The organism is Vibrio sp. 1401 (assembly GCF_033340295.1).
On sequence record NZ_JAWOWF010000426.1, the window covers coordinates 1 to 664 of the forward strand.

Consider the following 664-nt stretch of genomic DNA (forward strand, 5'->3'; position numbering starts at 1 on the left):
AGACCATCATCCTGCTTGATAACATCATCCGATACTGTTTAGACGAGCTTTTTAAAGGCTTTTTCGATTATGATGAGCTCGCTGGTTACGCGATGAAAATGACGCGTGATGCAGAGTACGACTTGCGTAATGAAATCGAATACAGCTTGCTAGAGCAAATGTCAGCAGGCGTAAACCAACGTTTAACCGCCATGCCAGTACGCTTTGTGTATGAGCGTGAAATGCCGCAAGAGATGCTCGACTTCTTGTGCAGCAAACTAAGAATTTCCAATTACGACAACCTAATTCCAGGTGGACGCTACCACAACTTCAAAGATTTCATCGCTTTTCCAAACGTCGGGCGAGAATACCTCGAAAACAAACCAATGCCACCAATGAAGTGTGCAGACTTTGAAGGTTACGCCAACAGTTTCGAAGCCATCAAAGCCAAAGACATTCTACTCTACTACCCTTATCACACCTTTGACCATATTGGTGAATTGGTTCGCCAGGCATCCTTTGACCCGAAAGTGCTCAGCATCAAAATTAATATCTACCGCGTAGCCAAAGACTCTCGCTTGATGAACTCTTTGATTGATGCAGTGCATAACGGCAAAAACGTTACTGTAGTCGTTGAGCTGCAGGCGCGATTTGATGAAGAAGCAAATATTGAATGGTCAAAAGT

At 44.0% G+C, this 664-nt stretch carries 1 pseudogene; it reads left to right on the top strand.

Annotated features, from left to right (window positions below):
* Positions 1-664: pseudogene (locus R7Z77_RS26025) on the top strand (RNA degradosome polyphosphate kinase); the annotation flags it as partial.